General features: G+C 25.5%; 28 protein-coding genes. 15 read left to right on the top strand and 13 right to left on the bottom strand.

Features of this window, described 5'->3' with window-relative positions:
* Window positions 1-4 precede the first annotated feature (4 nt).
* The 5 genes from ACPKM0_RS12460 to ACPKM0_RS12480 form a co-directional block, all read right to left on the bottom strand.
* Window positions 5-928 (bottom strand): HipA domain-containing protein, encoded by a 924-nt coding sequence (locus ACPKM0_RS12460; RefSeq protein WP_472476415.1) that lies wholly within the window; start codon window positions 926-928, stop codon window positions 5-7.
* Window positions 921-1,229 carry a HipA N-terminal domain-containing protein gene (locus tag ACPKM0_RS12465; RefSeq protein WP_472476417.1) on the bottom strand — a complete coding sequence of 103 codons (309 nt, stop codon included), beginning with the start codon at window positions 1,227-1,229 and terminating at the stop codon, window positions 921-923. Before ACPKM0_RS12465 ends, ACPKM0_RS12460 begins: the two co-directional genes overlap by 8 nt.
* Window positions 1,222-1,440, bottom strand: a complete 219-nt coding sequence (locus ACPKM0_RS12470) for a helix-turn-helix transcriptional regulator (RefSeq protein WP_472476419.1) — start codon at window positions 1,438-1,440, stop codon at window positions 1,222-1,224. The genes ACPKM0_RS12465 and ACPKM0_RS12470 overlap by 8 nt, the downstream gene beginning before the upstream one ends.
* A 154-nt stretch (window positions 1,441-1,594) precedes the next feature.
* A complete protein-coding gene (locus tag ACPKM0_RS12475) occupies window positions 1,595-2,707 on the bottom strand; it encodes a type II toxin-antitoxin system HipA family toxin (RefSeq protein ID WP_472476421.1) in 1,113 nt (370 codons plus the stop codon).
* Window positions 2,704-2,979 (bottom strand): helix-turn-helix domain-containing protein, encoded by a 276-nt coding sequence (locus tag ACPKM0_RS12480; RefSeq protein WP_472476423.1) that lies wholly within the window; start codon window positions 2,977-2,979, stop codon window positions 2,704-2,706. The genes ACPKM0_RS12475 and ACPKM0_RS12480 overlap by 4 nt, the downstream gene beginning before the upstream one ends.
* A 466-nt stretch (window positions 2,980-3,445) precedes the next feature.
* On the opposite strand from ACPKM0_RS12480, the gene ACPKM0_RS12485 reads away from it, so the two are divergent.
* Genes ACPKM0_RS12485 through ACPKM0_RS12495 form a run of 3 tightly spaced genes read left to right on the top strand, consistent with a single transcriptional unit; the run spans window position 3,446 to window position 6,130 of the window.
* Window positions 3,446-4,783: a hypothetical protein gene (locus ACPKM0_RS12485; RefSeq protein ID WP_472476425.1), complete on the top strand. Its 1,338-nt coding sequence runs from the start codon at window positions 3,446-3,448 to the stop codon at window positions 4,781-4,783.
* Window positions 4,776-5,510 carry a plasmid pRiA4b ORF-3 family protein gene (locus tag ACPKM0_RS12490; protein WP_472476427.1) on the top strand — a complete coding sequence of 245 codons (735 nt, stop codon included), beginning with the start codon at window positions 4,776-4,778 and terminating at the stop codon, window positions 5,508-5,510. The genes ACPKM0_RS12485 and ACPKM0_RS12490 overlap by 8 nt, the downstream gene beginning before the upstream one ends.
* Window positions 5,511-5,533: 23 nt before the next feature.
* The gene (locus ACPKM0_RS12495; protein ID WP_472476429.1) at window positions 5,534-6,130 is read left to right on the top strand and encodes a plasmid pRiA4b ORF-3 family protein; all 597 of its coding nucleotides are present in this window, start codon (window positions 5,534-5,536) and stop codon (window positions 6,128-6,130) included.
* 235 nt (window positions 6,131-6,365) lie between these two features.
* Here ACPKM0_RS12495 and ACPKM0_RS12500 read toward each other — a convergent pair whose 3' ends face one another.
* From ACPKM0_RS12500 to ACPKM0_RS12510, 3 genes are read right to left on the bottom strand one after another with little or no spacing between them, the layout of a single operon-like run.
* Window positions 6,366-7,139, bottom strand: coding sequence for a DeoR/GlpR family DNA-binding transcription regulator (locus ACPKM0_RS12500; RefSeq protein WP_472476431.1), 774 nt, complete (start codon window positions 7,137-7,139; stop codon window positions 6,366-6,368).
* Between the two features lie 8 nt (window positions 7,140-7,147).
* Window positions 7,148-7,651, bottom strand: coding sequence for a VOC family protein (locus ACPKM0_RS12505; RefSeq protein ID WP_472476433.1), 504 nt, complete (start codon window positions 7,649-7,651; stop codon window positions 7,148-7,150).
* Window positions 7,652-7,673: 22 nt separating this feature from the next.
* Window positions 7,674-8,231 carry an SIS domain-containing protein gene (locus tag ACPKM0_RS12510; protein ID WP_472476435.1) on the bottom strand — a complete coding sequence of 186 codons (558 nt, stop codon included), beginning with the start codon at window positions 8,229-8,231 and terminating at the stop codon, window positions 7,674-7,676.
* 204 nt (window positions 8,232-8,435) lie between these two features.
* On the opposite strand from ACPKM0_RS12510, the gene ACPKM0_RS12515 reads away from it, so the two are divergent.
* The 5 genes from ACPKM0_RS12515 (at window position 8,436) to ACPKM0_RS12535 (ending at window position 14,076) form a co-directional block, all read left to right on the top strand.
* Window positions 8,436-9,359: a substrate-binding domain-containing protein gene (locus tag ACPKM0_RS12515; protein ID WP_472476437.1), complete on the top strand. Its 924-nt coding sequence runs from the start codon at window positions 8,436-8,438 to the stop codon at window positions 9,357-9,359.
* Between the two features lie 75 nt (window positions 9,360-9,434).
* Complete coding sequence (locus tag ACPKM0_RS12520) at window positions 9,435-10,913, top strand: sugar ABC transporter ATP-binding protein (protein WP_472476438.1); 1,479 nt, start codon at window positions 9,435-9,437, stop codon at window positions 10,911-10,913.
* 15 nt (window positions 10,914-10,928) lie between these two features.
* Complete coding sequence (locus tag ACPKM0_RS12525; protein WP_472476439.1) at window positions 10,929-11,897, top strand: ABC transporter permease; 969 nt, start codon at window positions 10,929-10,931, stop codon at window positions 11,895-11,897.
* A 2-nt stretch (window positions 11,898-11,899) separates the two neighbouring features.
* Entirely contained in the window at window positions 11,900-13,399 is a 1,500-nt protein-coding gene (gene xylB, locus ACPKM0_RS12530; RefSeq protein ID WP_472476441.1) for a xylulokinase, read from the top strand.
* The gene (locus tag ACPKM0_RS12535; RefSeq protein WP_472476442.1) at window positions 13,399-14,076 is read left to right on the top strand and encodes a transaldolase family protein; all 678 of its coding nucleotides are present in this window, start codon (window positions 13,399-13,401) and stop codon (window positions 14,074-14,076) included. The genes xylB and ACPKM0_RS12535 overlap by 1 nt, the downstream gene beginning before the upstream one ends.
* A 119-nt stretch (window positions 14,077-14,195) precedes the next feature.
* Here ACPKM0_RS12535 and ACPKM0_RS12540 read toward each other — a convergent pair whose 3' ends face one another.
* Window positions 14,196-15,530, bottom strand: a complete 1,335-nt coding sequence (locus ACPKM0_RS12540; protein WP_472476443.1) for an ATP-binding protein — start codon at window positions 15,528-15,530, stop codon at window positions 14,196-14,198.
* Window positions 15,531-16,037: 507 nt separating this feature from the next.
* On the bottom strand, window positions 16,038-17,315 hold the full coding sequence (locus tag ACPKM0_RS12545; RefSeq protein WP_472476444.1) for an ATP-binding protein: 1,278 nt from the start codon (window positions 17,313-17,315) through the stop codon (window positions 16,038-16,040).
* 486 nt (window positions 17,316-17,801) lie between these two features.
* Here ACPKM0_RS12545 and ACPKM0_RS12550 point away from each other — a divergent pair, with 486 nt between their 5' ends.
* A complete protein-coding gene (locus ACPKM0_RS12550; protein WP_472476446.1) occupies window positions 17,802-18,512 on the top strand; it encodes a DUF6577 family protein in 711 nt (236 codons plus the stop codon).
* Window positions 18,513-18,562: 50 nt separating this feature from the next.
* Complete coding sequence (locus tag ACPKM0_RS12555) at window positions 18,563-19,603, top strand: nucleotidyl transferase AbiEii/AbiGii toxin family protein (protein WP_472476447.1); 1,041 nt, start codon at window positions 18,563-18,565, stop codon at window positions 19,601-19,603.
* 142 nt (window positions 19,604-19,745) lie between these two features.
* On the opposite strand, the gene ACPKM0_RS12560 is transcribed toward ACPKM0_RS12555, so the two are convergent.
* Together ACPKM0_RS12560 and ACPKM0_RS12565 are read right to left on the bottom strand one after the other, a co-directional pair.
* A complete protein-coding gene (locus tag ACPKM0_RS12560; RefSeq protein ID WP_472476448.1) occupies window positions 19,746-20,051 on the bottom strand; it encodes a substrate-binding domain-containing protein in 306 nt (101 codons plus the stop codon).
* Between the two features lie 310 nt (window positions 20,052-20,361).
* Entirely contained in the window at window positions 20,362-21,636 is a 1,275-nt protein-coding gene (locus tag ACPKM0_RS12565) for an ATP-binding protein (protein WP_472476449.1), read from the bottom strand.
* A 1,043-nt stretch (window positions 21,637-22,679) separates the two neighbouring features.
* Between ACPKM0_RS12565 and ACPKM0_RS12570 the strand changes: the two genes are divergently transcribed.
* From ACPKM0_RS12570 to ACPKM0_RS12580, 3 genes are all read left to right on the top strand, one after another.
* Window positions 22,680-23,447, top strand: coding sequence for a type IV toxin-antitoxin system AbiEi family antitoxin domain-containing protein (locus ACPKM0_RS12570; RefSeq protein WP_472476451.1), 768 nt, complete (start codon window positions 22,680-22,682; stop codon window positions 23,445-23,447).
* 115 nt (window positions 23,448-23,562) lie between these two features.
* On the top strand, window positions 23,563-23,958 hold the full coding sequence (locus ACPKM0_RS12575; RefSeq protein ID WP_472476453.1) for a nucleotidyl transferase AbiEii/AbiGii toxin family protein: 396 nt from the start codon (window positions 23,563-23,565) through the stop codon (window positions 23,956-23,958).
* A gap of 54 nt (window positions 23,959-24,012) precedes the next feature.
* The gene (locus tag ACPKM0_RS12580; RefSeq protein ID WP_472476455.1) at window positions 24,013-24,384 is read left to right on the top strand and encodes a hypothetical protein; all 372 of its coding nucleotides are present in this window, start codon (window positions 24,013-24,015) and stop codon (window positions 24,382-24,384) included.
* Between the two features lie 333 nt (window positions 24,385-24,717).
* Here ACPKM0_RS12580 and ACPKM0_RS12585 read toward each other — a convergent pair whose 3' ends face one another.
* Window positions 24,718-24,939, bottom strand: a complete 222-nt coding sequence (locus tag ACPKM0_RS12585; protein ID WP_472476456.1) for a hypothetical protein — start codon at window positions 24,937-24,939, stop codon at window positions 24,718-24,720.
* A gap of 124 nt (window positions 24,940-25,063) precedes the next feature.
* On the opposite strand from ACPKM0_RS12585, the gene ACPKM0_RS12590 reads away from it, so the two are divergent.
* Together ACPKM0_RS12590 and rbsD are read left to right on the top strand one after the other, a co-directional pair.
* Window positions 25,064-25,210 (top strand): hypothetical protein, encoded by a 147-nt coding sequence (locus ACPKM0_RS12590; protein ID WP_472476457.1) that lies wholly within the window; start codon window positions 25,064-25,066, stop codon window positions 25,208-25,210.
* Window positions 25,211-25,431: 221 nt separating this feature from the next.
* Window positions 25,432-25,827, top strand: a complete 396-nt coding sequence (rbsD, locus tag ACPKM0_RS12595; protein WP_472476459.1) for a D-ribose pyranase — start codon at window positions 25,432-25,434, stop codon at window positions 25,825-25,827.
* The last annotated feature ends 12 nt before the right edge of the window (window positions 25,828-25,839 follow it).

Genomic DNA, 25,839 nt, shown 5'->3' on the forward strand with positions numbered 1-25,839 from the left:
TACCTTAGTTAAATAATCTATTGTATCTGTTTTCAACAATACTTATATATTTTTCTTTTAAATCTTCACTCAATAATGAAGAAGTGATTGTATCTATGATTAAAGGTTTATTTTTCTTGTAATTATTGAAAATCCTTTCTATTTGCTTATCTAATAAATTATAGCTTTTAGCTAATTTAATAAAATTATCTTTTTTTAACTTATTCTTTTTCCCACAAATAGTTAGTGCTAATTCTTCACTGTCATTTGTTACTATAATTGTATTAAGTAAATCATATGCAGGAGCTAAAACATAATTACCTTTTAATTTAATTAGAGAGAAATTTTTTAAATGCATATCAGAATTTCCAACTATAAAAGAAAATAAAATCAAATTAAACAATTTGTAATAATCAAGACCTATATTATCAGAATAAGTTGATACGATTTTTCCAACTTGTTCATATGATGATTTATACTTTTGTTCTGTTAATTTATTTCCAAGTTGGCAAAAGTCTTCCATAGGTATTTTCTTATTATGATTTCTATCAATTCTCTTTGTTATGAAAGCAAGAGATTTATCCTCTAATTCTATTAACCCAAATGGAACTGTTTCTATATTACAAAGATTAGCTAAATGCATTGTTAAGAATTCATTTTCACAAAGAAAAGGGTATTCTAATGTATTAGGTTTTAAAATATATCCACTAGGAAAATTGATTAAAGTTAATCGAGGATAAGTACCTTTTTTTTCTAATGCTAGTGATAGTTTTTTTTGAACTCCTGTAATTATTGATTTTTTATCACCTTTATTTAGAAAAGTATAATTATAATCTTTTAAATCAACTTTAGGTAAATCAGTAGTGTTAAAGAATTTTTTAATACAACTTTCGTGCCAAATTATATTGTTGTCATTAAGGTCTTTGTTACAACATAAACATCTATTCATATTTTTCAATCCTTACATTACCTATACAATCACTACAGCAATTAATCAATAAGCTCATCCTATCTTTAATATCGAGTTTCCAGTTTTTAACAAGTTTATCTAGTAGCCAACCTTCTGGAATTAATCCATCAAAAAAGGGGAATAAGATATCAGATTTATAGCTTTTGTTTTTATCTGAAAATGTTAATGAAACAATATCGCCTTTATAACCGTCATTATAGTTAAAAAGATATTCTCCATTATCATTTTCTATAAGTACTCCTGCTTCTTTATCTTCAACAAAGACTTTTGCCTTAATCATTTTCTATATCCTTAAGTTTTATTGGAGCTGCAGTATAACCAAACATATATAAAGCTTGATTGACTTTATCTAATCTAACGGTAGGTTTCCCTTGTTCTAAATCTCTTACAAATTGTAAACCTAGTCCAGATATCTGAGCAAATTCCTTTTGGGTTAAGTTTTTGCTTTTTCTCTCTTTCTTTATAAATTCACCAATTATTGTTTTTTTCATAATTGAATTTTATAGTATATAGCATATAATATCAATAAAAATATTAAAATTATATTATAACTAATATAATAATGTAAATATTAGAGTTAATTATATTATATATACTATAATCTATAGCTTAAAATTTATGTTTTTATCTAAATAATACAAAATGTTAGAATAATAAATATTTTGCTAAATCTGTATTTACTATTTCATTAACTTTATCGATTGTTTCTTTGCAGAAAGTTCTATTTAGTCCAAAATCTAATCCAACTGTTAAAAGATCTTTTATTGTAGGATTAATGCCTTCTCCATTGATTGTTGTAGCATGTTCACCATTTATAGAATTACTATATGTTAAATCATATGCAGGAGATAGTTTCCATTTACCAGCAAATAAAAAGGTGAAATTCTTACTATGGTCATCTCTATTGTGCGAAAATACATTAAAGCACATTAGGGTGTATAGCTTTTTAACTTGAGAGATATCTTTACTAAGATAGAATGTTAGTTTTAAAAGATCTAAATAATCTAAATTTGGTAATCGATGAGATGTTTCAAGTAGGGCAGAGGCGGATGCCATATGGATTTTTTTATTATTAACTCTATCAAATCTTTTAATTGAAAAATAACCATTAGTAATTTTAGAATCTAATAATTTAACTTCTGGTATTTCAATACCACATTTTTTTGCACATAAACTATATTCATATTCTTCTATTCCTATATTTTTATTATCAAAGGATGATGGGAATTTTACAATCCAATCTTCATTATCTATTTTTTTAAAGATTTTAGGTCTAGCACCGCCAGAAGAGCCCCCATTTTTGAATAAATAATCTAAATCATCAACTTCACTATTATTTAACAATAATTTACATTGTTTATTTATTTTATCTAAATCTAATTCAGAGATATTATCACTAACTATATTTTGTGTTGGTAAATATTCTAAAGCTCCCATAGTAGAACTTCCTATAATAGATAGTCTATATAATGGAGTAATAATTTCTTTATCAATTTTGTTTTTATTAAGCATTCTATCTGCTAGCAGTCTTCCCCAACCATCAGGTAAACTGTCATTAAAAATTCCATACAACCCTTCAAAGGGTTGAAACGTTGGTGTGTATATTTTATTTGTTAAAGGAAGAGAAATAGGGGAGATAGAAAAACCTGTATTTAACCATTCTTTATCATACTGAAAGCTTGTTAATTTGTTTATATATATTAGAGTCCCAACTATTCTTTTATGATACATAACTTTTAATTTTAAATGGTTGTTCATTTTAACATATCCTCTATATTTTCATAATGTGGTGTTGTAAATAAATTGTATAATTCTTTCTCAAGATTTAACCTTTGAGATAAAAGAATTAAAAAAGATAATGATATTTCACCAGTTTGTTCAAACCTTTTAATTGATCCTAAAGAGACACCAGTTTCTTTAGCTAATTGTTTTTGAGTTACTTTATTCTCTTTTCTTCTTCTTTTGAAATTTAGTGCTATTTCTTCTTTAATTTTGGGTGCCGTTAATAATATATTATCAAAATCTATCATGATTAATATTTTAGTCCTTTTAGCTTGATAAGTCAATAATAGCTAATATATTAATCTTAAATTAGTAATATTTGATAAAATAAATTATAGTAGATTTATACTATCATAGCTTATAAAATGATTAAGTAATTAGGTTGATGAATATAAACTGAAAGTTAAAAAATTATCAATTGAAAAAGGGGCCGCTTATTAAATGATATAAAACTAATTTAGGTGAAGCACTTAATTGTAATAAAGTTATAAGAGATGGGCTATATAAGAAGATACTATTCTCTAATTATAGAAAAAATTTAGGGTTTACACCAATTGTTTGAATTTAGATAAATTTGTTCTTCTTTTTATCTATTTTAGTTTTTTAATTTAATTGCAAATACAATAGAATATGGTACATTATATTGTTATAAACAAATTATTATAAAAATGGTAAAAAGTTTTTGAAAAATAAGTAGAAAAAGGTTTAAGCGTAATGAATAATTATAATAAAAAACTTAATGAATTATCTTATGATACATTGAAATATATTATTTTGGATTATGGTGAGAGTGATAGTAGATTTAAAGAATTTGTTAAAACTCATTTTAGTAATGATGATACAAGAATAGATGAATTATATGCTTTTTTTGATGATATAGATATTTTTAATGATGAAATTATTACTGATATTCTCACAAGTTATTTTGAAGATATAAAAACATTTGTAACAGATCCTTATATTGCAATAGATTTAATAATGAAGTTCTTTCTTCATGAAGATGCACTATTTCAGCTATTGCCATGTGCTGATGATTATTATATTGATCCAATAAACGATTTTTATAATGTAGAAGTTTTAGATTGGGCCCATTATTCATATATTGCAAGTAATTTATTTGTTGAATATGCAATTAAAAGTAATGATAGTACTTTTATAATTAATAGAATTTTAGAGCTTTGGGAACTAGACAGATTAAGGGCAAGTGATATTATTTCAGAATCAAATAAATATTTCAATTCAAAAGAAATTAGGTCTTTGTACAATATAATAGAAAATAAAATAGATAAAAACGATAGATTTGATTATAAAGCTCTTCTCTCTCTTTCAAAGCATATACCAGATGGTGCATTATTTAAAAAGAATGCTATAGCCTCTAACTATTTAAATATATCTACTGAAGATGTAGTAAGTGTATATATAGCTGAAAAAAAGTATAATGAAGCACTTAGCCTTTTAGATTTTAATTTATTAACTAATGATACAGTAAAAAATTATCAACTCTTAGAAGTTTTTAAAAACCTTAATGATAGAGCATCACTAAAAATTGTAGCTAAACACATTTTCACATTTTCTTCTTCTATTGAAAGTCTTAATAAGATATCAAAATATGTTGATAAAGATATAAGAGATGAGTTAATTAATATTAGTATAAGTGAAATATTAAGTGGAAAAAGTAGCTTAAATATTATAGATAGAGTTAAATTTCTGATTTCTATTGATAAAGAGAAAACAGAAAACTATATTGCTTCAAACTATGATATAATATCTATATTAGGTGATAAAGAAATTGTACTACTAATTGAACTTTTATTAACTAATAAAGCTTATTTACCTGTAATATTTATTTATAGAAAAAAGATATTGGATATTTTAGAGTTTAGAAGAAATAGTAAATATACATTAGCTGCTAATTACTTAATTATATTAGATAATCTATCTAAAAAAATAATAGATTGGAAATCTTATTCTCCTCATACTATTTTTTTAGAAGATCTTAAATTAAAATATAGTGCTAGAAGAAAATTTTGGAGTGAATATAAAAATGGATGAGTTTAATGAAGAAGTTGAAGAATTAAATGAAGATTATGATTTTACTATATTAAATGTTAAAATTAATAATTTAGAACCTTCAGTCTATAGAAGGGTAGTTGTTCCTGAAGATATTTCTTTAGATAGATTAAGTGATGTTATTTTAGTTTTGTTTAACTGGAAAGACTATGAATCATGTTCATTTAAAATCAAAAATACTTACTATGTTAATCCACTTTTTCACAGGGCTGAAGATGAAACAACAGAGAATATTAATCTTTTTAGGTTAAACCAAGTTACAAAACAAAGGTCTAAATTTAAAATGTATTTTGAAAATTGGGAGATTGGAATATTAGTTGAAAAAACTAAAGTCTACAATGTTGAAATTGAAGAGATTTATTGTTTAAGTGGTGCAAATTATCCACCACCATCTTATATAGATGATATATCTCATTATTATAGATTGCTTGAAGCTTATGAGAATCCTGAAGATGATTTACATCAAAGATCTAGAGAATTATTTGGTGAAGATTTTGATAAAACTTTATTTAATATAGGCACTTACAATTTTCTTTTAAGTAGATTTTCTGAGTGGGCAAGAGATAGGGATCTCTCTTGGTATGACGATGAATTTGATAAAGAAGAACTTACTGAATTGTTTACAAAATTAATAAAAGATGAAGCAAAAAAAATTGTTGAAGATAATAAAGAGCACCTAGATACTTTATTAGATGAAGAATTTTATTAAAAAAGATAAAGGAGAGTGAGAAGATGAATCAAGAAAAGTGTTATTTACTTAGAATTGAATTGCTAGAGGTTGAACCTACGATATGGCGTGAATTTGCTGTGCCCTGTGATATTACCTTAGATAGATTTCATGATGTTGTTCAAATAGTAATGGGATGGATGAGCTCTCATCTTTATCAGTTTGTTATCAAAGATAAAAAGTATAGTGAATTTGAAGAGTATATTTTAGATTTTGATGATGTCTTTGATTCTAAAAATGTTAGACTTAATCAGTTTATGACTAGAAAAAACCAAAAGATAATCTATGAATATGATTTTGGAGATGGTTGGCAACATGAAATTACTTTATTAAATAGTAATTATAACTCACATTCAGCATATGATTTAGTGTGTGTTGATGGTGAAAGAGCTTGTCCTCCTGAAGATGTAGGTGGTGCATATGGTTATCAACATTTTATTGAATGTATAGAAAATGAAGATGATGATGAACATGAAGATATGTTAATGTGGATTGATTATGATTATGATCCTGACGAATTAGAAATTGATTACATTAACTTTGAACTTCTTAAATATCTTAATTATTCAAGAGATAGAGTTTTACCTTGGTTAGAAGAATAATACTATTATAAACGGGTATAGTGCAACGAATATCAATATTCGTTGTACTATTATTCTATTTTCTACAACGAATGTTATGGTTTTATTTAAATTATTTAAATATTAGCTTTTTATACTTGATTAGTTTTAAAACTACTGAAAGTTATTGATAGGGTTTTGTATTTTATGAATTATAATATATGTTTTCCATCTAAGTTAACTTTGCTAAGATAACTTAGATGGGTATGAAACAAATTTATTCATTAGTAATTATTAATGGTATCTTATTTTCTTCAAAATAATTTTTATATTCTGTTGGAATATTGTTGTCAGTAATAATAGAATTAAATTGTTTAATATTGTCAAAAACGCAGGAACTTACTAAATTAAATTTACTTGAGTCTAATAAAAGGTATTTTTCAAGACTAGAATCCATTAAAGTTTTTTTTATTTGAACATCTGACGGGTAAGCACATGTTAATCCAAATTTTAAATCAAATCCTGTAGCCCCAATAAAACATTTATTAGCCCTGTATTTTTCAATAAATTTTGGAGTATCACTACAAAAGAAATTTCTAGAATCATTTGAATATACTCCACCCGGGCATATTATTTGACAATTATTTTTATCAACTAATGAAGCTATAGAATTAAAGGCTGTCGATAAGACTTTTAGTGAATAATCAGGGGAGATAAATTCAGTAATAAATTGTGTAGTTGTTCCTGAATCTAAGAAAATGAAATCATTAGGTTTTATTAAACTGTATGCCATCTTTGCGATTGCTTTTTTTCTAATAATATTTTTATCTAATTCATTGTTTAATGAGTATGAAGGGACATTAGAAGGTACTGAAGATGCTACTCCTCCGTAAACTTGTCTAATAGTACTATTTTTACTAATAATGTTAATATCTCTTCTAATGGTCATTTCTGATACATCTAAAGTTTCAGCTAGTTCTCTAATAGATACGAAACCTTTATCAATTATCAGTGACATTTCTAATTCTCTACGATCTTCGTTTTTACTCATTTTTGCCTCTATAAAGTAGGGTAAACACTTTCAGGGGGAAAGCGTCTTTTTGGTCTTTCAATTAATTCATAGCATATCCCAAATTTATCCTCTGTATCAAGATATGCAAAATGGCCATCACCATCAGGTCCAAAACCACCTCCTTCCATTATAACAGAAATTCCAGATTCTTCAGCTAATTTAATTTCTTTTTTAATATCTTTCACATAAACACCTAAATGTTGCAAACCAAAACCATTTTTGTTTATAAAATCTGTATAAATAGTATGGCCTTCAACAGGTTGAATTAATTCGATTCTAGAATTCCCTAAATAACTTAATCCTATACGAACTTTATAAGTTATTGGGTTACCTTTATAATTCATATATTTTAATAATGGTGGTCCATAAGTATAAATTTTCCAATCCTCTATTCCAAACTTGTCATAATAGTTTTTCATTGCTTTATCTAAATCTTCTACAACAAAGCCTAATTGACCGACTGATAAATTTAAAAAATTTAATTTATTCATATATTTATTTCCTTTCCTTTAATTATTCTAAATTTTCATGATTATTAATAATAAACTCTCTAGATATACCTTCACTTAGGATAGCTATTACTATTTCTAAAAGAATAAAACTACTTTGTTCAAATAGTGATCCCATTAATTGAAATGATAAATTATTATTTATGTCTGAGATTCTACTTGGTGCATTTATATTTATAATATGTCTGTTCTTTTTATATTCCATATTTTTATTAGTTGTGATTATTATAGTTTCTAAATCCAATTCTAATGCTCTATTTTCTATATTAACTATAGTTTCTGTTGTTCCAGATCCAGATAAACTAATTAATAAATCCCCTTCATTAGAAGAAGGACAAGGAATATTCCCCACAACAAAAGAATTAATGCCTAAATGATTGAGTCTCATACAAAAAGCTTCCATAATTAATCTACATCTACCTGAAGCAGATAAGAATATTCTTTTTTTCTTTTTTATTGCTTCTACTAATATTATATAAGAATCAATGTCTATATTATCAATTGAATTAATAATTTCATTAAATATGTTATCTTTATATACTTGAATATTTTCTTTGATCAATTGTAATACTCCTTTTATATTAAGTATAATTTATGTTGTAACTTTAACATCAAAAAAATGACATGTCAATAAAATTAACAGTTATATGATTAAAGTTTAACATTTTTTATATTTTTTACTTGACTTATCTGATTATTGATGTAGAATGACCACATAATAAAAATAAAATGTTTTATATTTAACATATTTTTTTGGAGGATGAGAATGAAAAAATTTTTAACATTAGCTACAGTAATTACATTATCTGTTGCAACTATTTTTGCTCAAGGAGCAAATGAAGAAAAAGACCATTATACTTTTGGTTTTACTTATTGGGCTGCAAGTGATTTCTTTGAAACTATTGGACAATCAATAGCTGAGATTGCAGAAGAGAATGGTGATGAAGTTATTATTATTGAAGCTCAGCAAGATAATTCTAAACAATTAAACATTGTAGATGACTTTATTGTAAAAGGTGTTGATGTTGTATTTATGAACCCTGTAGATAGAAATGCCATTAAACCTGCTTTATTAGCATTAAAAGAAGCAGGTATTCCTGTTGTAAACTTTGACACTTCTGTAGCAGATTTAGACCTAGTAGATTCATATATTGCTAGCGATAATATCGGTGCAGGGGTTATTTGTGCTGAAGCATTAAATGAAGCATTACCAGAAGGTGGTGAAATCGCAATTTTAGACTACCCTGCTAATAGTGCATGTTTAGATAGAACTGAAGGTTTTTTAGCAACAATTAATGATAACTTTGAAGTTGTAGCTCAATTTGATGCTCAAGGTAAACCAGGCCCAGGTCTTGAAAAAGCAACTGATATTTTAACAGCTCATCCAGAATTAAAAGCAATATTCTGTATTAATGACCAAAGTGGTATGGGTGCTTATTCAGCAGTAGTTGAAGCAAATTCTGATGTTATTGTTATTGGTGTAGATGGTGCTCCTGAAGCCAAAGAGGTTATTGCTAAAGATACTCAATATGTTGGTACAGCTGCACAAAGTCCTAAACAAATTGGTGTAAAATGTGCTGAAGTTGCTTACAATATTTTAGAAGGAAAATCATTTGATGAAGAATTTTATGTTTCTACTTTCTTAATTGATAAAGATAATGCAAAAGATTATTTAGGTTTTTGGCAATAATTATTAAAATAATGCTAAATTTAGGCGTAGATAGAAGTCTACGCCTATAACTTATTGATTTAAAAAAGGGTATTTATGAATAAGCAATTACTAAAGATGAACAAGATAGATAAAATTTTTCCTGGTGTTCATGCTTTAAATAATATTAATTTTGATTTAAACCAAGGTGAAGTTCATGCTTTATTAGGTGAAAATGGTGCTGGAAAATCAACGTTAATAAAAATATTAGGTGGAATATATAAAGCTGAGAAAGGAACTATTGAAATTGCAGGGAAAAATGTAAAAATAAATTCTATTCATCAAGCAAAAGAATTAGGGATTAGTATAATCCACCAAGAATTAATGATTGTGCCAGAAATGACTGTTGCATCAAATATTTTTCTTGGAAAATATATCAAAAAGAATAAGCTTATTGATGATAATAAAATGTTTATAGAAGCTCAAAAGATGTTAGATTCATTTTCAGTAAATATAAAAAGTACAGATAAATTAGGTAATTTAAATATAGCAAACCAGCAAATGGTAGAAATAATTAGAGCTGTATCTTTTGGAGCTAAAATAATTGTTATGGATGAGCCTACATCATCATTAACTGATAAAGAAGTAGAAATATTATTTAAAACTATTAAGTCTTTAAAAGAACAAAATATTGGTATTATTTATATCTCTCATAGAATGAATGAATTAAATGAGATTGCTGATAGAGTTACTATATTACGAGATGGTCAATATATTGACACAGTTAATGTAAAAGAGACATCACGTGAACAATTAATAAATATGATGGTAGGAAGAGAGTTAGAAAATTTTTATACTAAAAATTCAATACCGAGTGATGAAAAAATTCTTGAAGTCCATAATTTGAGTGATGGAAAATTGGTAACTGATGTAAGCTTTGATTTATATAAAGGTGAGATATTAGGGTTTGCTGGATTAGTAGGTGCTGGGAGAAGTGAAACTATGAAAGCAATATTTGGATTGTCAGAAACAACAAGTGGTGAAATTATATTTGAAAATCAAAAAATAGAAATAAATAATCCTCAAAAAGCTATTAAATTAGGTTTTGCTTTAGTCCCCGAAGATAGGAAAAAAGAGGGTTTATATTTAGAAAAAGATATTACTTTTAATACGTCAATAGAAGTTTTAGATCAATTCATAAAAGGTATAAAAGTAAATAGTAAAAAAGAACTAGAAATTGTTAATAAATATTGTGATTCTATGAATGTAAAAACTCCATCTTTATTTCAGTTGATTTCAAAATTATCAGGAGGAAATCAACAAAAAGTAATAATAGGAAGATGGTTAGCAACGAAACCTAAAGTATTGATTTTAGATGAACCTACAAGAGGTATAGATGTTGGTGCTAAAGCAGAGATTTATAATTTAATTAATGAATTAGCAAAAAATGGAATTAGTATTATTTTTATATCTTCAGAATTACCTGAGATAATTAATATGAGTGATAGAGTTGCAGTGATGAATCATGGTGTAATCACTAAAATATTAGAAAATAATTTTACTCAAGAAAATATAATGAATTATGCAACATTATAAAGGAGAAAAGCATAAATGAAAAACAAATTACTAAATAATAACAGCTCCTTAAAAAGTGCCTTAAAGGAACAACTAGGTTTGTTAATGGGGCTATTAGCATTATGTATATTATTATCTATAATTAGCCCCGTTTTTTTATCAACAAGAAATTTATTTAATGTTCTTAGACAGATGTCAATAAACATGTTTCTTTCATGTGGTATGTTGTTAGTTATATTAGTTGGGGGGATTGATTTATCTGTAGGGTCAATTATTGCAGTTTCAGGGTGTTTGGTTGCAGGTTTTATAACAAATCTTGGAATGAATCCAGTATTAGCTTTAATATTAGCTACAATGATTGGTGTTGGTATAGGTGCAATTAGTGCATTAATTATCTCTTCTACCAACATCCCAGCTTTTATTATAACATTAGCAATGATGAATGTTGGAAGAGGTGTTGCGCGTATTTATACTCATAGTAAAACAATAACAATAGATAATGATTTATTTGCTACTTTAGGTACAGCATATATTGGACCTGTTCCTATTCAAGTTATTTACATTATTTTAGTAAGTATAATCACATGGATTATTTTAAATAGAACAGTTATGGGGCGAAATATTTATGCTACTGGTGGAAATCCTACTGCTGCTAGATTTAGTGGTATTAATACTAAGAGAACTATATTTTTTGTATTTTTGTATAGTGCAATTTTATCAAGTTTTGCTGGTATAATCACTGCATCAAGAATGTTTGCAGGAACTAGTACTGCTGGTCAAAGTGCTGAAATGGATGCAATTGCCGCTGTTGTCCTTGGTGGAGCAAGTATGAGTGGGGGCTCTGGAAATGTTTTTGGTACTGTAATTGGAGTAATTTTAATTGCTGTATTATCAAATGGATTAAATTTAGTTGGTGTTGATTCTTCTTGGCAATATGTTGCTAAAGGAATAGTAATTATTATTGCTGTTGTAATAGATTATATGAGAAAAGGTAAGAATAAATAATAATGTATTTTTTAGGTATTGATTGTGGGACTCAAGGTTCTAAAGCTGTAATTTTAGATGGAAAAGCTAATACTATTATTGGTAAAGGCTATTTTAAACATGACTTAATTATAAAAGAGAATGGGGTTAGGGAGCAAAAAGCCCAATGGTGGATTGAGGCAATTGAAAATGCCATTTTTGAAGCTATTAATTCTTCAAATATAGATCCAAAAAAAATTAAATCAATTGGAGTTAGTGGTCAGCAGCATGGATTAGTTCCTTTAGATAAAGATGGTAATGTTATTAGAACTGTTAAGCTTTGGAATGATACTTCTACAAAAGAAGAAAACGATTTTATAGTCAATTCTTTAGGAGGTATGGATGAAGTTTGGAATACGATAGGTGGAACTTTACCTATTGGATATACTGCAAGTAAAGTAAAATATTTAATAGATAAAGAACCCGATGTATATAGAAAAACAAGCCACATTTTATTACCACATGATTATATTAATTATTATTTAACAGGGAATTATTATACTGATCCAAGCGAAGTTAGTGGTACAGGTTATTATGATATAAAAAATCACATGTATAGTCAAAAAATGTTAAATATAATAGATCCTAGTGGTTTATTAAAGGCAAAACTTCCTAAAGTTATTAATTGGGAGACTCCAGTTGGTAAATTAAGAAAAAGTTTAGCTCTAAAATTTAATATGAGTGAAAATGTTATAGTATCCGCAGGTGGTGGTGACAATACTATGGGAGCTATAGGCACTGGCTCTATTATTCCAGGTTATTGTACTATAAGTTTAGGTACTAGTGGTACTTGTTGTTTTGCATCAAAGAAAAAAAATGAAGATATTCATAAATTGATACAAATTTATGATTTATTAAATGAAAAATATTTATGTACTTCTTGTATTTTAGGCGCAACAAGTTCTACAACAAAAATCCAAGAATTATTTTCGTTATCAATAAAGGAATTTGATCAGTTGATGGAAGAAGCGCCTATAGGGGCTAATGGTTTATTATCTCTTCCTTTTTATGATGGGGAGAGAATTCCTCCAATACCATCAGGAGAAGGTTTAATTAAAAATATAAGTGCTTCAAATCTATCAAAAGGAAATATTATTAGAGCATCAGCTGAATCTATTATATTTATATTAAAGAATGGGTATGATCATATGATAAAATCTTTTGAAGCTCCTAGTGAATTCATTATTACAGGAGGAGGGAGTAACAGTTCTCCTTGGCGACAGATTTTAGCTGATATTTTCGATAAAAAAATATATTGTTTAAAAGAAAATGAAGGAGGAGCTTTAGGAGCTGCGATTCAAGCTTGTTATTTATATAAATATTTGAATGAAGAAAATATTAATCTATTTGAAATCATTAAATCAAATATTGAATATGATGATAGAAAAACTACATTTCCAATAAAAATGAATGTTAAATTATATGAAAAATATTTTAAATTATTTAAAGATGCAATTACAAAAGAATGGGGAGTTGAAGTGTAATGATGACTAACTTAATTTTGGATAGTGCTAATTTGAAAGAAATAAAAATGGGTTTAAATTATTATCCTTTACTAGGGATTACAACTAATCCATCATTATTATCTAAAGAAATTGAGAATAAGAATTTAATGAAACATTTATATGAGATAAAAAAATGTTTAAATAAAGACCAGCAATTACACATTCAAACTACTCAAACTGAATCTGATAAAATAATTAAACAAGCTATCAAAATAAATGAGGCCTTTGGTGAAAATACTTTTGTAAAAATACCTTCAACAAGAGAAGGTATAAAAGCAATTCGTTCACTTGAAGGTAGAGTAAATATAACAGCAACATTAATTTATACTCCTCTGCAAGGTATAATTGCAGCAATGTCTGGTGCTAGATATTTGGCATTTTATTATAATAGAATGGAAAATAATTCAATTAATGTTAATGATTCTTTTAATATGGTAAGTGATTATTTATCGAGAAATAATTTTAATTGTGATATTTTAGCGGCCTCTTTTAAAAATGTATCACAAGTATTTAATTCTTTTAAATATGGAGCAAAAATAGTTACTGTTCCTTTTTCAATTTTAGATGAAGTTTTTTATAATCCCATTATTTCTGAGGGTGAAACAAAATTTTTAAATGATTGGAAGAATAGCAAATTAAAAAGTGATTGGATATAGAATTTTACTTTATGTTTAATAAGTATGGTAATGTACAATTTATTGGTTATTTTTATTTAAATAAGAGATAGAATTGGTATTTCTTAGAAAACTAGGTTAAGTATTAGATTGCTTTTTATTTACAAAAAGATACTCATGTACAGTGGAATACAATATATATCGCCGATTTTTTTCAAATTTTTAGTATATATAATATAAGAGTTTCCTATCTTTTTTTTATTTTTTTCTCTTAAATAATCTAAAGGTTTATGTTTTGTATAATTAGAGGATTTTACTTCAACAGGTATAATTTTATTATTCTTTCGTAAAATAAAATCAACTTCCATCCTATGTTTTGATTTATTAACAGTTGAATAAAAAAATAAATCATGTCCTTTTGTTCTAAAAACTTGAGCTATTGCATTTTCTATAATCATTCCTTCATTTATATTTAATTTATCATCTAAAAGAGCTTTATATAATTTGTTATCTAAAAATTTATTATTAAAGAAAGCTAAAGTAATAAGTAGCCCAGTATCCATCATATAGTTTTTCATATATGATGATTCTATAGTTAATCCCATTCCTATACTAGGATCAGAAACTCTAAAACAACAATTAGTTATCATAGCTTCTTTTAGCCAGATAAAAGAAGCTTCATAATCTCTGAATTTAGCACCTTTTTTTAAAGATGCTAAAGAAAATTTTTTATCATGTCTTGATAAATTAGCAGGTATTTTATCAAAAATATTTAAAACCTTTGATAAATTTTTACCAGCAAATTTACCTACATCATTTCTATAAAGAGTTAAAATATTCTTCTTAACATTATCCACTAATTCTAAATCATTAGTTTTTACATATTCTATAACCGCTTGTGGCATTCCTCCAACGAGCATATATGTTCTAAATTTTTTTAACATGGTTTTATGAGTTACTTCATCCAAAGCAATAAAATTATCAAATTTATTTTTTAAGAAAGGAATAGAAATCTCGTCTCCAATAGCCCACAAAAATTCTTCAAAATCTAATGGATACAAAGTAATTGATTCTTCTTCAGAGGGGATTAATATATCTTGAACATTTTGTTTCAAAGAAATTAATGAACCTGTTTCAATAAAATCAAATCGTCCATCAGCAACAAAATGTTTTATAGCTTGTCTTGCTTTTGGAAACAATTGGACTTCATCAAAAATAATAATGGAATTCCTATCATAAAGTTTAGTATTATAAATAAATTGTAGTTTAATAAAAAATTCATCTAAATCATTTAATCCGGAATTAAATAAGTCAATTATAGAAGGGTTTTCAAGACTAAAATCTATTACAATGAAGGATTTATATTCTTTTTTAGCAAATAGTGTAGAAATATAGCTTTTCCCAGTTCGTCTAGCTCCTTCAATTAGTAAAGCGGTTTTACCATTATTTCTTTTCCATAATAAAAGATTATTATATATCTTTCTTTTTATAATCATAAATTTCCTCTATTTACTAATAGTTTAAAGTGTTATTCTAAAAAAAACAAGTTGTATTACACCATAGCGCATATTTTTAATTAGATATTTTACACCCTAGCGCACTTTTTAAATTAGATATTTTACACCATAGCGCACTTTTTATTTACTAAATAGAGTATTTTATTAAAATAGAAAGATGTTGTTTTAGCCTATAATTGTAGCTTTAAATATGATAGAAGCTGTATTTTTTTTATATTGTATTTGTTATTTTATATCATAATATTAATAGGTAAGCAGTATTGAAATAAAAAAAGTAAGCAGTTTTTCGTTTTTATTTGTGCAAATAGCAATTTTCGATTTTTACATCTTTGATTTTACCTTGTAGATAACAAAAACAATGGTTTTATTTGTAAGAGAAAGTATCGCTCTTTGTATTAACCTTAAAAAATAGCAACCCACAAGATTAAAATATTTGTGTATTAAACAAATCTTTATCAGGAGGCTGCTAATAATTTTTTAAATTATTTAATAAATTACTATATTTAACTGTACCAAATTAAGTTTGTCTATAAAAGGCGAACCAGTTGAATATTCTCCAGTTAATAAATAAGTCTTTAAAATATGATAATAATATAAATTTAATACTATTTCATTATTCCATAATTGATTAATGAAAATTTTATAGGGCATAATTTCTATATCTTTTTCTTTATAATAGTTTTCAGTTGTACAAACAATAATTTTTCTTTTTACATAACTTGCTTTCAATAACTTTAAATTTTTATAATGTCGTGCAGTTATATTATTTGATGATTTTATTTCAATCGCAATTTCTTCATTTAATAGGCAATCTATTTCAAATCCGGTAGTTGTTCTAATATAATTTATTTTTGTTCTTGGCTTGTTATAATCAAGATATTTTTTTATTTCTAAAATAATTAATTGTTCAAAGTATTCATCAAAATCTGTATCTAAAGATGAGGTAACTTTTTTACCAGCTTTAAGAGCTCTAGCAACACCTGTATCAAAAAAATAGAATTTTTTTCTAGTAATTGATTTTCGAGTTTCTAATTTTTTAAAGGGCTCTAAGAAAAAGCCTAATAATGTATCTTCTAAAACTTGAACCCACTGCATTACAGCTTGATTATTTGTTTGGGCATCATTTGCAATTTTAGAATAATTTATTTCTTGAGAGTTTGATAATGAAGCAACTTTTAAAAATCTTGAGAAATCTAATAATTTTCTTGTTAAGCCTTCAGCTTTTATTTCTTGAATAACATATAAAGATGTATAAGAATCTAAGTCTTCTTCAGGTTCATCTGAAAAATATATACTGGGTAATAAACTATTATTTAGAATTAAATTCAAATCAAAATTTTCTTCATTTTTTAATAATTCATAATAAGATAGGGCATTAAAGTTTCGCCAACGAGCTCTACCTCCAAGAAGGTTACATGAATTTCGTTTTAATTTCCTTGCACTTGACCCTGTTAAAAGGAATTTAATATTCCTTTCATCTATCATCAATTGAACTTCATTAAGGAGAATTGGCAATTCTTGAATTTGATCAATAACTATAAGACAATTTTTATAATCATAAGCCTCTACTGTCTTTCTAATTAGTCCTGGATCATTTGATAGATTAAAAAAAATATTTGAATCAAATAAATTATATTCTAAAACTGATTTTATTGTTAATTGCTTTTTTATATATGTAGTTTTTCCAGTTTGTTTCGGGCCAAATAAAAATAAAGATTTGTTTTTTAGTATTTTTGATAAATCAATAGCTCTGTTAATATACATATTTTATCATTAAAGAAATAAATAATTTGTTTTTTTATGATGCTATCATAAATTTTATAGTTTTTTTTATGGTAATACCATAAATTTTATAGGTTTTATTGTTTTTTTTATAATAGAATATTAATAGTAAAAGAATTAATGCAACAAAAAAATTATTTCACTGCATTATACTTTTAACAGTTTAGTTTATATTTTTTTCCATTTAACGATTTGACGTCATCTATTTTAGCAGGGGGTTCTTGATTTTCGAACCTTATATCTAATTTTTCGCATAAAATCTTACCACTTACATGGAGTACACGAAAAGCGTCTTAAGACGCTGTCGGTATATGAGAGACTTTTAGCCTCAGAGCAAACCACCCTTTTGAAGGGTGGTCATGATTAAACTATTTGAAAATTGACATATTGGTAAAAATCTATTATTATAATTGTATCTTATCGGCAGCAAAAGCTTTTTAGTGCCGAAAAGATACTGTAAAGGTTATTATGAATAAAATAAATTATAAAAAAGTATTAAAGGAATATACTAGTTTTTCAACTAATGATTTTATCTGTGAATTTAAGAAGACTTATCCAAGATTTAGTGAATCTTATGCGAAAAAAACTTTATATAAACATATTAAAAATAATCAAATCGCTAGAATTGGTAGAAACAAGTATATATTTTTAGATGATAATATTTTAAATATCTATTCTTATAAATTATCTAAAGCCGCAGAAGAAATAGAAGAAAAAATAAAAAATAACTTCCCTGACTTAAAATTCAAAATTTTTGAACTAATTCAATTAAATGAGTTTATTAATCACCAAATAGCACAAAATGTAATTTTTATTTATGTTGAAGAAGTATTAGGGGACTTTGTTTTTGATTTGTTAAAAAAAGAATATATTCATAAAATATTAATTAAACCATCTCTAAAAGATATTGATAACTATTTAGTTGATAATTTAATTATAATTGATAATTTAACAACTGAAGCTCCTAATCATAAAAATAAGAATACATTAGTTTGTATAGAGCAAATAATCGTTGATCTTTTTAGTAATAAATACGTTAGAGCTGTTATTAATGTTAATGAAATTCCTGATGTAATTAATTTGATTACAAAAATGTATGTAATAGATAAAAGTAAAATGTTTCGTTATGCAAGAAGAAGAACAGTGGAAAAAGATTTGTTAAAATTGATAAATAAATAAATACAGAGTTTTGATAAGACAATAAAAATATAATTAAATAGGATAATATTATGATTAAATCTGATTCATTTTCATATAATCATATCCAATCATTAAAGAACAAATATCGATTGGATCCATCTCTTCTAGAAAGAGTAGTTTATGCTTTTGGATTATTAGAAGCACTTAAAAAAATAGATTTACCTTTCATTTTTAAAGGGGGAACTTGTTTAATGTTATTATTAGAAAAACCAATGAGGTTATCGACTGATATTGATATTATTGTTTCTCCTAATGTAAATATTAATTCTTATATTAACAAAATATCAGATATTTATCCGTTTAAAAATATTGAAGAACAAATAAGAATTGGAAAAAATAATATTGAGAAAAGACATTTTAAATTTACTTATGACTCTCCTGTTTCTAAAAAAGAAATATATATTTTATTGGATATTTTAATAGAAGATGATAATTATTATAAGGTAGTAGAGAAAGAAATAATTAATGATTTATTAATAACTGAAGGTAAAAATTACATTGTACAAGTCCCAAGTATAGATTGTCTTTTAGCGGATAAATTAATAGCATTTGCACCTCATACGACAGGTATTACTATTGAGAGTGGAAAATACATGGAAATAATGAAACAAATGTTTGATACATGTACTTTGGTTGATTATTTCTCTAATTATGAAGATATTGTTGAATCTTATAAAACAATAGCAAATCAAGAAATTAGTTATTGTGGTATTTCAATTGAAAAAGAGGATATTTTATTAGATACTATTGAAGTTTCAAAAAATATTATATCAAGAGGTAAGTATGATAAAGATGAGTACGAAATATATAAATCTGGGATAAGAAGTTTAAAATCTCACCTTTTTGATAATAACTATTCACCAAATATTGCTGCAATTAATGTAACAAAAATTTTTTACTTAACATCATGTATTTTAAAGCAAAAAGAATATAAAAAAATAGAAGATTTTCAATTATATAGAAATGTTACATTTAGGGATAAGAAATATGCACCATTGAAATATTTAAAAAAAATAAATCTAGAAGCATATGCATATTGTATTGAATCTGAAAAAGTATTGGATGAATAGCATACTTTCCTTCGTGTTATGCTTAGGAGAGCATTGTCGAGTTTATTGATTGTTATTTATTGTTTTATACATAATTATAAAATAGGTAAAGGGCCATCTATCATATTATTTTTTTTAACTACGTAGTAATTAAGTACTTTTCTTAAATTGTTTTTACTGTTTTTCCCTTATATAATTTTGTTGGAACTATGATATTATCAGATATTTTATTTTTAGGGTTTTTTATTCTTTTAATTAGTAATTCGACAGCTTTTTTAGCTATTTGATCAAAATTTTGTGCTATAGAAGAGAGATTAGGATTCTGAATATCTTCGAATTGTATATGGTCAAAGCCCATAATTGAAATATCATTCGGGATAGATCTTTTCAATAATTTAGCAGCTTGTATAATAATGGAAGCTGTTAGTTCATTAACGCAGAATATAGCTGTAACAATATTATTTTTCATATTTGAGATAATTTTTTTAGTTTCTTCAAGTGTTAATACAGTTTGTTCATTTAATTGTTCATTTGAGAATTATGTAACTATAAATTCTGGCTTGATTAAGATAGAATTATCTAAAACAGCTCTACAATATCCTCTATATCTAGCTTGAACTACATCTGAATCTTTTGCTTCAATGAATCGATTATTCTTATAATAAGGATAATTCAGTTTCTAGATTTTTATGTACTCTTATTAGATAAGATTGATTCTTTCAACATTATTTATCTGAAGCTAAAAATTATTATATGTTATAAATACATGAAAAGTTTTTCTAATTTTTTAAACAGGTTATTGGTACAACAAATACACCATCTTCTCTTTTATATGCGTAATTAGTTCCAGTTAAAACCATTAAAAAAGAAGGTTTTTTCATTACTTTAGTATTAATCAGAGATGATAGTTTTAATAAGTTTTTAGCTCCTTCTTCAATGCGTTCTTGGTCAAATAATTTAATTTCAATCAATCCATAATCACCATTATTTAAATGAACTATTGCATCAACTTCAAAACCTTTATTATCTCTGAAATGATATACCTTACCTTTTAAACTTTCTGCATAAATTCGTAAATCTCTGATACACATTGATTCAAATAAGAATCCTGCTGTTTTCAGATCATACATTAAATCGGATGGACTAATGCTTAATGCTGCAGTAGCTATAGAAGGATCAACAAAATATCTAGTTGGTTTTTTCCTTATAGCTGTAGCTGAACGTAGATTAGGATTCCACGCATTTAAATCTTCAACTATATATAATTTTCGTAAAGCTTCAATATATGATGAAACAGTATCGCTATTTAATGATTCAGGTTCGTTGTTTTGTATCATATCTTTTCTTATACCCTGAATCGAAATATTTGTACCAATATTCCTTGATAAAGAACGCATTAAAGATATTACTCTATCTTCTCTTCTTTTTATATTATCAACTTTAGACATGTCTGAATGCACAAGCATATCATAGAAATTTTCTGATTGAGCTAATGCTATATTAGGCGCTTGATTTACAGCTTTAGGCCATCCTCCTCTACATATTAGAAAAAATAATTCTTCTAATTTCTTGTTTGTAGTTCCTTCAATCATAAAAGGATTTAAAAATAATTGTTCTAGGGAAATTTCTCCTGTTGAATCGTTAGATTCAAATAGCGACATCGGTCTCATCATTAAATTTGTAATACGCCCTGCACCTGAATGAGACCACTGATCTTGATTTGGTGGAGTAGAAGAGCCTGTTAAAATGAATTGATTAAATTTATTTCTTTTATCAACTTCAAAACGTATAGCATCCCATATAAATGGGATTACTTGCCATTCATCTATTAATTTTGGTGTTTCTCCTTTTAAAAATAGAGTAGGATTTGCTTTAGCTAAATTAATATTTTGGTCTAAGTTTTGTTGGTCTTGCATTAATACTGAGCTTTTTGCAAATTGTAAAGCTGTTGTAGATTTACCACACCCTTTTGGACCTTTTATACAAACAGCGCCTGTTGATTGGAGCTTAAAATTTAATATATCATCATATATTCGTGGTAAATATTTTTTCATTTAGTGCCTCTCTTGATTAAATTATCAATCACTTTTATATATAAAATCAAGTTATTTCGTTAATTTGTACCGATTTTATTGGGTAATTTGTACTTTATTTTATTGGGTAATTTGTACTTTATTTATTGGGTAATTTGTACTTATTTTATTGGGTAATTTGTATTTATTTTATTGGGTAATTTGAAAAATTTAAATTCGAGCCAGGGGTGAAAATAAATTATATAATTCTCTCTCAAGATTTAACTTTTTAGAAAAAAGAATTAAAAAAGGTAAATATATTTCATCATTTTGTTTAAATCTTTTAATTGATCCTAAAGAAATATAAGTTTCTGTTGATAATTGTTTTTTAGTTGCTTTATTCTATTTCCTTTTTTTTGAAATTTAGAGCTATTTCTTCTTTAATTTTTGGGTGCTGTTAATATAATGTTATCTAAATCTATCATGGTTAATATTTTAGTCTTTTAATCTATTGTGTCAGTAGTAGTTAATATATTAATCTTTATATAGTAATATTTGATAAACATTATCATATAGAAGGTTTACAATTTTCTGATTTATAAAATGTTTAAGCTATAAAGGCTAATGAGTATAAATTTAAAGATATAAACATTATCAGTTGAAAAGAAGTATGTCTATAGTTGGTAAGTTAATTATGTTATCTTATTCTTGACGGAGAATAGGATGTGTTTTGTCAACAGTAAATGGCTCTTTCCATTAATTGGGAATTAGTTATATTTTTCAGCTATTAATATCTCATTTAAAGAATAAAAGTTGTTGTTCTCCTTTTTATGTACTTCCAATAACGTAAAAGAGAATGATGCATTATCATCTTTATATGATAATAAAATGGGGGTGAGAATGAATATTCTCCCGTTAAACTACTATTAATATCCACTTAAATTACCACTTGATTTATAAACAGTTAAATATCACTAAGAGTAGTTTCAACACCATTTATTTTTCTATATTTAATTTTAAAAATTGTTTATTATACTTTAAAAATAAAGAATAATATGTTAAAGTTAAAAAAAAGGAAAGTTTAAATGGTTTTATATAATGAATTAGCAAAAATCCCCGTTTTTAACATAAATGATGTAATTAATATGGTTGGTAATGAAAAAACATCATATTCAATTATATATCGTTTAATGAAAAAAGATTTAGTAAAGAAAATTAGAAATAATATTTATTCAGTTGTAAATCCAGCAACAGGTGATATAATTGCAAATCCTTATCAAATAGCATGTGCAATTTCTTCTTCAGCATATATTTCTTATCATAGCGCATTTGAATATTATGGTTTAACAAATCAAGTGTATTATGAAATATATGTGTCTTCAGAAAATCGATTCAATAATTTTACTTATAATAATATACATTATAAATATGTAGCTTCAAAAATTAGTGAAGGGGTTGTTTTTGCTCAAAATACTATAGGTGTTAGATTAACAGATTTAGAGAGAACAGTTATAGATAGTATACAATATTTAAATAAAATTGGTGGGATTGAAGAATTAATCAATGCCCTTGATGAAATCACCTTTTTAGAAGAATCAAAATTACTAAAATATTTAAAATTGTATGAAATTCAAGGACTTTATCAAAAAGCTGGCTTTTTGCTTGAGCATTATCAAGAAAAAATGAATCTTTCTGATGAATTTATACAATATTGTAAAGCAAAAGTAAAAAAAAGTAGAAAATATTTAGTAAGTAATTTACAAATAGATAATTATTATAATAATGAATGGAATTTAATGGTTCCCAAGGGATTATTTGAAATAAATAATTACGGAGGAGATATAATTGTTTAGATATGACCCAATTTTTATTAAAAGAAAGTCAACTGAATTACATTTTGTAAAAGATACTTTTGAAAAAGTCTCTAGATTAATTTAAATAGTAAAATTTATTAATACAAATATAAATTTGAAAGGAAAGCTAGCTTTAAAAGGTGGGACTGCAATTAATCTAACTAATTTTAATTTACCTCGTCTTTCGGTTGATATAGATTTAGATTATTTAATTTCTAATAATCGAGAACAAATGCTTCTTGATAGAGAAATAATTAATAAAACCATTCATAATTATTTGCTTTCAGAAGGATATTATTATAATCCAAAGTCAAAAAGCCCTTATAGTTTAGATTCTTGGGTTTATAATTTTAAAAATACTAGTGGTAATAAAGATTCTATAAAAATAGAGATTAATTACTCATTAAGGTCTCATGTTTTAGAATCAAAAGATTCTTTAATAGTTAATGATTATTTTTCTGAGAAATTAACGATTAAGATATTAGATCCACTTGAAATCTATGCAAGTTAAATTAATGCACTTTTAAATAGAGCAAAAGCTAGAGATTTATATGATGTGCGAAATATGATTGTTTCAAAAACATTTAATGATGTCGAAACACAATTATTAAAAAAAGTAATTATATTTTATGCAGCTATCTCATCAAAAGAAAATAATCTAGATATAAATACTAAACGAATTGATTCAATAACTTTTAGAAATATTAAAACAGAGCTTTATCCAGTAATTAAATCAAATGAACAATTTAATTTAGATGAAACTAAAGCTATTGTAAAAAGGTATTTAGATAATTTATTGATATTATCAGAAGATGAAAAACTATTTTTAAGGGAATTTTATTCAGGTTCTTATATTCCTGAATTATTATTCATGGATCAGCCTATATTAGATAGAATAATGACTCATCCTATGGCTTTATGGAAAACTAATAAATAGATTTTAATTTTGGGCTTGAGCCTGTTCACGAAGCGATGAGTAAGATCTTTGAAAATAAATACACCACTTGCTATGCAGGTGGGTTGCAAAAGTTATACAAAAACTTCGTTTTATTATAGAGTTTGAATGCTACTTGTAAACGTCAAGTTAATAATGCTAAAAATGTAGATGTTTGTACTTTTATTGTGGATAGTAACAATTATTTAATAATTTTAGGTAAAGACTTCATAATTAAATTTTAAAAGATTGTTGTTATTATTATTGATTTTTTGGGCCGTGGGAGTGGATATTTTTCCTACTACCTCTAGCATTGATTTCTTCATCAATATCTTTCTAATTAGGAAGAATTATTTCTGATGAATTTATTTCTTTAGGAAAAAATAGTTGTTGTAATTCATTATCATTGTATTTTGCAATTGAATCATAATTAAATTCATGAATTCTACAAATTCTTAAAATAATAGCAATAGAACTTTTAGTACAGCCGACACTTCTAGCTATTAAACGAGTTGATAGATTAAATTCAAATTTTAAACGAATAATTTCTTTAATCATACTAATTTGAGTACTCCTATATTGGGATCTCCTTTAAATGTTTTTATTTATAATTAATCCTTAATTTGAGAAATTTAAATACTGTCCACATCAAAGTGGAATACTGTCCAAGTTAGAGCATAGAATGCAACAAACTCCTATATATGAACAAAAGACAAGAAGAGAGAAAAAATCTTTTATAGAATTAAGGTATTATATTATAGGTAGTCGTGCTAATGCTTTTAGCATCTCTTTTGGAATTGATTTATCGGGAACTATAATAAAAAAATAATGCTTATTATTGTAAATTAATAATATTTAAAGTAGTGACTTAAATACTAAATCATCAGTTTTTTTATCAAAACAACTTATTTTATGAAAAGTAGTATCCAAAAATAATTGTCTCACAAAATAAGATAAAAATAAAATCTTGACAAAATAAAAAGAAGTGCTAGAATTAAATTGATTTAAACGTTTACGTAAACGTTTAAACGTAAATAGGAGATTTAGTATATGAAAAAATCTGGTATTTTAAATAGCGATATATCTCGTGTTTTATCATATTTAAGACACACTGATTTAATTTGTATAAGTGATTGTGGGTTGCCTGTTGATGAAGATGTTGAAGTTATTGATTTGGCTTTAAAAAAAGATATACCAAGTTTTATACAAGTATTAGATGTTATTTTAGATGATATGAAATGTGAAAAATATTTTTTAGCAAATGAAATAAAAAGTGAGAATGAACTTGTTTTTTCCCAAATAAGTAAACGTTTAACTCAAATACCTGTTGCTTTTTTATCACATGAAGATTTCAAAGAAAAAGTTAATAAATGTAAAGTCGTAATTAGAACAGGAGAGATGACTCCATACTCTAATATTATTCTTCAATCTGATTGTATTTTTTAAGGAGATAGTAAG

Origin of the sequence: Pleomorphochaeta sp., assembly GCF_050031695.1 — a bacterium.
Lineage (GTDB): Bacteria > Spirochaetota > Spirochaetia > Sphaerochaetales > Sphaerochaetaceae > Pleomorphochaeta.